The organism is Streptomyces sp. NPDC031265 (assembly GCF_055570295.1).
Genome location: NZ_JBVIHM010000016.1, coordinates 160,064 through 166,523 on the forward strand (window position 1 = coordinate 160,064; position 6,460 = coordinate 166,523).

At 70.8% G+C, this 6,460-nt stretch carries 6 protein-coding genes; 5 read left to right on the forward strand and 1 reads right to left on the reverse strand.

The window, feature by feature from the left end; translation table 11 throughout:
- Positions 1-23: 23 nt before the first annotated feature.
- Together ACZ499_RS24205 and ACZ499_RS24210 are read left to right on the forward strand one after the other, a co-directional pair.
- Positions 24-518, forward strand: coding sequence for a sigma factor-like helix-turn-helix DNA-binding protein (locus ACZ499_RS24205; RefSeq protein ID WP_468677815.1), 495 nt, complete (start codon positions 24-26; stop codon positions 516-518).
- Positions 515-766 carry a hypothetical protein gene (locus ACZ499_RS24210; protein WP_468677816.1) on the forward strand — a complete coding sequence of 84 codons (252 nt, stop codon included), beginning with the start codon at positions 515-517 and terminating at the stop codon, positions 764-766. Before ACZ499_RS24205 ends, ACZ499_RS24210 begins: the two co-directional genes overlap by 4 nt.
- A 34-nt stretch (positions 767-800) precedes the next feature.
- On the opposite strand, the gene ACZ499_RS24215 is transcribed toward ACZ499_RS24210, so the two are convergent.
- Positions 801-1,955 (reverse strand): cystathionine gamma-synthase, encoded by a 1,155-nt coding sequence (locus ACZ499_RS24215; protein ID WP_468410527.1) that lies wholly within the window; start codon positions 1,953-1,955, stop codon positions 801-803.
- 165 nt (positions 1,956-2,120) lie between these two features.
- Between ACZ499_RS24215 and ACZ499_RS24220 the strand changes: the two genes are divergently transcribed.
- From ACZ499_RS24220 to ACZ499_RS24230, 3 genes are all read left to right on the forward strand, one after another.
- Positions 2,121-3,224: a tetratricopeptide repeat protein gene (locus ACZ499_RS24220; protein ID WP_468677818.1), complete on the forward strand. Its 1,104-nt coding sequence runs from the start codon at positions 2,121-2,123 to the stop codon at positions 3,222-3,224.
- 110 nt (positions 3,225-3,334) lie between these two features.
- A complete protein-coding gene (msrA, locus tag ACZ499_RS24225; RefSeq protein WP_468677821.1) occupies positions 3,335-4,003 on the forward strand; it encodes a peptide-methionine (S)-S-oxide reductase MsrA in 669 nt (222 codons plus the stop codon).
- Between the two features lie 607 nt (positions 4,004-4,610).
- Positions 4,611-5,438 carry a class I SAM-dependent methyltransferase gene (locus ACZ499_RS24230; protein ID WP_468677822.1) on the forward strand — a complete coding sequence of 276 codons (828 nt, stop codon included), beginning with the start codon at positions 4,611-4,613 and terminating at the stop codon, positions 5,436-5,438.
- Positions 5,439-6,460 lie beyond the last annotated feature (1,022 nt).

Genomic DNA, 6,460 nt, shown 5'->3' on the forward strand with positions numbered 1-6,460 from the left:
GCGCACGGGCTTCATATGAGGCCATGCGCGAGCGGCAGACGGAACGACAGCGCCGCAGCGCCCGCGAGTTCGAGGCGTTCGTGGCGGGCGCGGGGGGCCGGCTGCTGCATGCGGCCACCCTGCTCACCGCCGAGCCGCCCGAGCGCAACGAGCGGGCCCGGCGCCTGCTGACCGCCGCCCTCGCGCGGACGTACGCGCACTGGGACCCCGAGCGCGGCGAGGACCCGTACGACCGCACCCGCCAGGAGCTGGCGGCCAGGTTCGCGAGCACCGCCTGGCGCCACCACCGCCATCGCGACCGGGCGACGGGCGTGCTGGCCCGGCTCACTCCGCAGGAGCGGCTCGTCCTGGTCCTGCGGCTGTACGAGGGCGTCGCCGAGGAGCAGGTCGCCGCGCTGATCGGCCTGCCGTCCGAGCGGGTCCGGGTGATCTGCACGCGCGCGATCGCGACGATGCGCAGCGCCCCCGCGGGCCCCCGGCACCCGCGCCCACGGACGACCGCGGAGGGGGTGTCATGAGCCTGCCCGACCGCAAGGAGGCGGAGGTCCGCCGCCTCCTGGAGGGCCCGCACCCACCGGTACCGGCCGAACTCGCCCTCCGCGCCGCCGAGTCGGGCCTGCGGCTGCTGCACCGCCGACGGGCCGCGCGGCGGCTGATGTGGCTGGTGATCGTGGCGGCGGCGGTCGTCTTCGCGGTGTGGGCCTCGCGGGTGCATCCGTGGGTGGCGCCGCCGTCGACGGTGGCGCCACCGGTGGAGGGGTTCTGAGGGGTCCGGGACACCCGGACCCCCACTTGAACCGTCAGCCCAGCGCCTGCTGAAGGTCGGCCAGCAGGTCGTCCGCGTTCTCGATGCCGACCGACAGACGCACCAGGTCGCCCGGCACCTCCAGGGCGGACCCGGCGACGCTGGCGTGCGTCATCCGGCCCGGGTGCTCGATCAGCGACTCGACGCCGCCCAGCGACTCCCCGAGCGTGAAGACCTTGGTGCGGGCGCACAGGTCGACCGCCTCCTGCTCGCCGCCGGTGACCCGGAAGGAGATCATGCCGCCGAAGGCGCGCATCTGCTTGGCCGCGACCTCGTGGCCGGGGTGCTCGGGCAGCCCCGGGTAGAGCACCTGCGACACCTTGGGGTGGCGGGTCAGCATCTCCGCGATCTTCCCGGCGTTCTCGCTGTGCCGGTCCATGCGGACGGGCAGCGTCTTGATGCCGCGCAGCACCAGCCAGGAGTCGAACGGCCCGGCGACCGCGCCCATCGCGTTCTGGTGGTACGCCAACTCCTCGCCCAGCTCGGTCGAGTTGGTGACGAGAGCGCCGCCCACGACGTCCGAGTGACCGCCCATGTACTTCGTCAGGGAGTGCACGACGACGTCGGCGCCGAGCGCGAGCGGCTGCTGGAGGTAGGGGCTCGCGAAGGTGTTGTCGACGACCAGCTTGGCCCCGACGTCCTTGGCGACCGCGGCGACGGCCGCGATGTCGGTGATGCCGAGCAGCGGGTTCGAGGGCGTCTCGACCCAGATGGCCTTCGTACGGTCGGTGACCGCGGCGCGCACGGACGCCGGGTCGGAGGTGTCGGCGACCGACCACTCCACGCCCCACCGGGAGACGACCTTGGCGAAGAGGCGGAACGTACCGCCGTACGCGTCGTTGGGGATGACCACGTGGTCGCCCGGGGCCAGCAGCGTACGCAGCAGGCAGTCCTCGGCGGCCAGCCCGGACGCGAAGGCGAGCCCACGGACACCGCCCTCCAGCGCCGCCAGGTTCTCTTCCAGTGCGGTGCGCGTCGGGTTGGCGCTGCGGCTGTACTCGTAGCCGCCGCGCAGCCCGCCGACGCCGTCCTGCTTGTACGTGGAGACCTGGTAGATCGGGGGTACGACCGCACCGGTCAGCGGATCCGCGGTGTTACCGGCGTGGATCGCGATGGTCTCGAAGCTCTTGTCGAGGTGCTCGTGGCTCATGGTCCAGAGCCTAGTTCGCCGGTGGCGGGGGTGGGTGCGCTCGCCGGTTCCTGAGATCCGGGTCGCCGTCTGGTGAGACCGGGGCCGGGGCCGGGCAGCGGTCGACGGGGGCCCGGCCGGTGCCCGGGTTGGCCAGATGTCAGTGGGGTCTGGTTCGCTTGAGGCATGGAGATTCTCTGGATCCTGATCGCCGTGTGCATGCTGACGATGGCCCTGAGCCCGTGGGTGCGGCGCCGTCGGGCCGGTATCCAGCTGGCCGAGCCGGGCTCGCCCGACGCCGCGGACCCGGCGGAGTACGGGTTCGCGCGCCAGGAGGAGCTGGACGTACGGCTGCCGGGCCCGGACCAGGACCTCCTGGACGTACTGAACGTGGTGCAGGCCACCCAGGACTGGCGGGCGGCGGCGCAGCTGCTCGCGGGCACGCCCAAGGAGGGCGAGGTGCGCTGGCAGCGCGTCCAGGCCTTCGCGGGCGCGGCCTCGCTGGAGCTGGCGCAGCGCCCCGGCGTGGGCGGCGCCTGGCTGCGCAAGTGGCGCTCCGAGGCCCCCAAGGACGCGGGTGCGGCGCAGGTGCACGCGGAGTTCCTGGTCCAGCAGGCGTGGCGCTCGTCGTCGGCCGGCCAGGACGACTTCCGGATCATCCTGGAGGAGGCCCGCGCGGTCTGCGCGGAGGCGGCGCTGCTGGCCCCGGGCGACCCGATCCCGTACATCGTCGAACTGGCGGTGGCACGCGGCCTGACGTACCCCCACCCGGAGTTCGAGCAACTCTGGGCCAAGGTGATCGACCGCGCCCCGAACCACATGGGGGCGCATCTGTCCGCCCTCCACTACTGGTGCGAGAAGTGGCACGGCTCTCGCGTGCTGGCGGACGAGTTCGCCACGTCGGCGGCGGCGCGGGCCCCGCACGGCTCGCTGCTGGCCGCGCTGCCGCTGTTCGCGGTGTACGAGCACATGCCCGACATCGTCTTGGTCACGGACTTCCACCGCACGATGGTGGTGAGCCGCGCCCTGGAGGGTGCCCTGCACGCGGTCCACTCGGCCCGCCCCGACGACCCGGTCCTGGCCCACGTCCGCCATCTGCTGGCGTTCTTCCTGGTCCGCGCGGAGCGCTGGTCGGAGTCGATGGACCAGTTCGTCCACCTGGACGGCTTCGTGGGCGCACTGCCGTGGACGCTGTCCGAGGACCCGGCGGCGGAGTACGCGATATACCGCGCGCTGGCGGTGGCGGGGTACGAGGCGAACGGGGGCAACCCGGCGACGCTGCCGCGCTGAGGCGGGGGCCTGGGGCTTCTCGGGGCCGGGGGAATCCGGCCCCACCCCGGAACGTTGCAAGGGGTGGACCCGAACCGTCGCCGCCACCACCCCGGCCGAGGAGCCCCAGCATGTTCCTGAACAGCCGCACGCCCGTCCTCCCCAAGCCCGAGGAGGCCCTCAAGGGCCGCCCCGAGCCGGAATTCACCATCCCCGACCACCACACGGTCCTGGGCAACCCGCTGCTCGGCCCCTACCCCGAGGGCCTGGAGGTCGCGGACTTCGGCCTGGGCTGCTTCTGGGGCGCCGAGCGCAAGTTCTGGCAGACGGAGGGCGTGTGGACGACCCTGGTCGGCTACCAGGGCGGCTACACGCGGAACCCCACGTACGACGAGGTGTGCTCGGGCCTGACCGGCCACACGGAAGCGGTCCGCGTGGTCTACGACCCGTCGGTCGTCTCATACGCCGCCCTCCTGAAGCTCTTCTGGGAGTCCCACAACCCCACGCAGGGCTTCCGCCAGGGCAACGACGTGGGCACCCAGTACCGCTCCGCGATCTACACCCACACCGCGCCCCAGGCGTCAGCGGCCACGGCATCCCGCGAGTCCTACCAGAAGGTCCTGACGGCCTCGGGCCACGGCGAGATCACGACCACGATCCTGCCGGCGGAGGGGCGTACGTTCTATGCGGCGGAGCCGTACCACCAGCAGTACCTGGACAAGAACCCTGGCGGGTACTGCGGGATCGGGGGGACGGGGGTCTCGTGCCCGATCGGTGTCGCTCCGGCCGACGGCAAGTGAGCTCTGACCTGATCCCCGAACTGCTGGCGAGGCTGTGACGGGAACGGTGGCTAGCAGGTCCACCCGTCGCCCGCATACGCAGACCGCTAGGAGCGCTTCCCCGGCCTCCCTGCCTCGAAGCTCTCCCCGGAGCCCGAGGACGAATACGCGATCGCCGCTTGCGTCAGCCGTCTTAGAGCCGCTTTCGGCCATAGCGCCTGATGAGACCACGATCTCGTCGTGTCCCTCGCCACCATGACAAGCATGGCGTCTTTGGGGGCGAGGGGCAGTCGACTCGGTGGCTTGGGACAGTGGTGGGGAGTCCTAGCCGGTGCTCTACTCATCGCGGCATGGATCAATGGCACGGCTGGCCCAGCCGTGATCATCGCCCTGTCCGCCGTCGTACTTGCCTGCGCGACCATCGCCCAGAGCCTGCTTGACGACCAGACGGGAGTCCGCCGAGATGCGGTCGAAAGGGAGAGCGGGCGCTCTTGACGGCTGTCCGGAAGGGGATCCCCGACCGAACGATGCTGGCGAAGCAGACAGAAAGGACCGGCACGGCTGCTGTTGAGGAGCTGCCGTTAAACCAGTGGCGTCCCCGTCGACGAGCCTCATAGCTTGTGCGTTCGTGACTGATGATCCGAAGATGCGCCCGAACCGACACGACCTCGGCCGAGTATTCAACGAGGTGCCGGAGCTCTACGACCGGGTCCGGCCGGGATACCCCGACGAGTTGTTCGCGGACCTTGGCTCCATCACCGGCATGGACGAACGGTCGTCGGTGCTGGAGGTGGGCTGCGGTACCGGTCAGGCGACGCGCTCGCTGGCAGCGCTCGGATGTTCAGTGACCGCCATCGAGCCGGGCGCAGACATGGCCGCACTCGCTCGCCAGCGGATCGCCTCCTTCCACAACGTCGAAGTCGAGACGTCGATGTTCGAGGAGTGGGACGACCGCGGTCGACGCTTCGATGTTCTAGTGGCTGCGTCGTCGTGGCACTGGGTCGATCCGTCGATCGGCTGGCAGCGAGCGCACGACGTGCTCTATCCCGCAGGCTGGATGGCACTGCTCGGCAACGTCGTTGTCCGCCGGCCGGGAGAGCCGGAGGTGTACGCCGAGACCGCCGATCTCCACGAGCGGTTCTGCCCCGGGAACTCCGGTTGGGGTCATCCGCCTCTGGAGGACGAGGTGCGCACCACCGACGAGGGCTGGGGACTGGTCGACGATCCCGGCGGATTGTTCGGCCCAACGATCGTGCGCTGGTACCCGACCGTTCAGTGGTTCAACGGGGACGGCTTTGCCGATCACCTTCGCTCGTTGTCGCTGTATCGGAGGCTCGACCGCGACGTCCGTGAGCCCCTGCTCGACGCAATCGCCGAGCGCATCCGCACGCGGATGGGCGACCGAGCATCACGCCGCTACCTGAGCGTCCTCCGTGTCGGACAGCGCGCCGAGTGAGTCCAGTGGTGAAGGACCTGCCGATTCAGCGGCAACGGACCCACCGCACTTTCATGCCTGGCTGCCCAAGACGCCGTGGGTTCCCAGTGAAAGCACCTCAGTCACGCTGAACTCACGGCCGACGTGCCGGTAAGAACGCTGTCAGTGCGCCACGAGGCGCTGTTGTTTCGGACGGAGGTGGAAGACCACCGTCGCTTCGCCGTCGTAGCGGCGAGGTGAAGCTGGAGGCAGCCTGAACCGGGGATCGCCGGGGAGGGCGAGAGCAGCCTCGACAAAGTCGGGTCGGCCCAGCACTGCCGGATGGGTCGGGCCCGGTGAGCGAGACGGGAAGGTATACGCGAGGAACCGGCGTCACTACGCCTCTTGAGTTCTTGCCAGCTCCAATCCGGTGGATACGGGCTGGTCAGCGGTGCGCAACCGCCCGGAAGGGCGGGGAACTCCCGGTCCGGTATTGGCAGCTTGGGCCGGGAGGTCACGACGAAGGTCTACGGCGTAGTCGTGACGAGGCCGCAGGGGCAGAGCCGGGTGCCTAGCCCGTCAACCGAACAGCAGTGAACGTGGGAACCGCTCGCATCCGCTCCCCGCAACCCGGCCCGCCAGGCCGGTCAGCGGGGATAGGCGCGATGCCTGCCGATGGGCGCGAGCGGGGCGGAGCCGTCGTAGTACTCGGAGCCGGGGAGAGCCCGGAGCAGGGGGAAGGACGGCAGCGTGCCAAGCAAGGAGAGGAGTGCAATGCCCGAAGAAGCGCCGGTGAATACCGGCGCCGTGAGGTGGCCGGGTCCTGACTCAGCACACTTCGCGGTACGGGAGATGCAGATCAAGTTGCACCGATGGGCGGGAGAAGACTCCGCAGGCCCTCGCGGACCGCGCGGCTCGCCTTCTCCGGGCCCGCCCACAGCGTCGACGGCAGCCCGCCCTCGGGGGGGGGGGGGGGGGGGGCGGCCCCGCGCGCGGGGGTGGCGGGGAGGCGCCGTGGCCGGGGGAGGGGGGACTTTTCCGTTTTGTTTTTGTCCCCTCCCCAC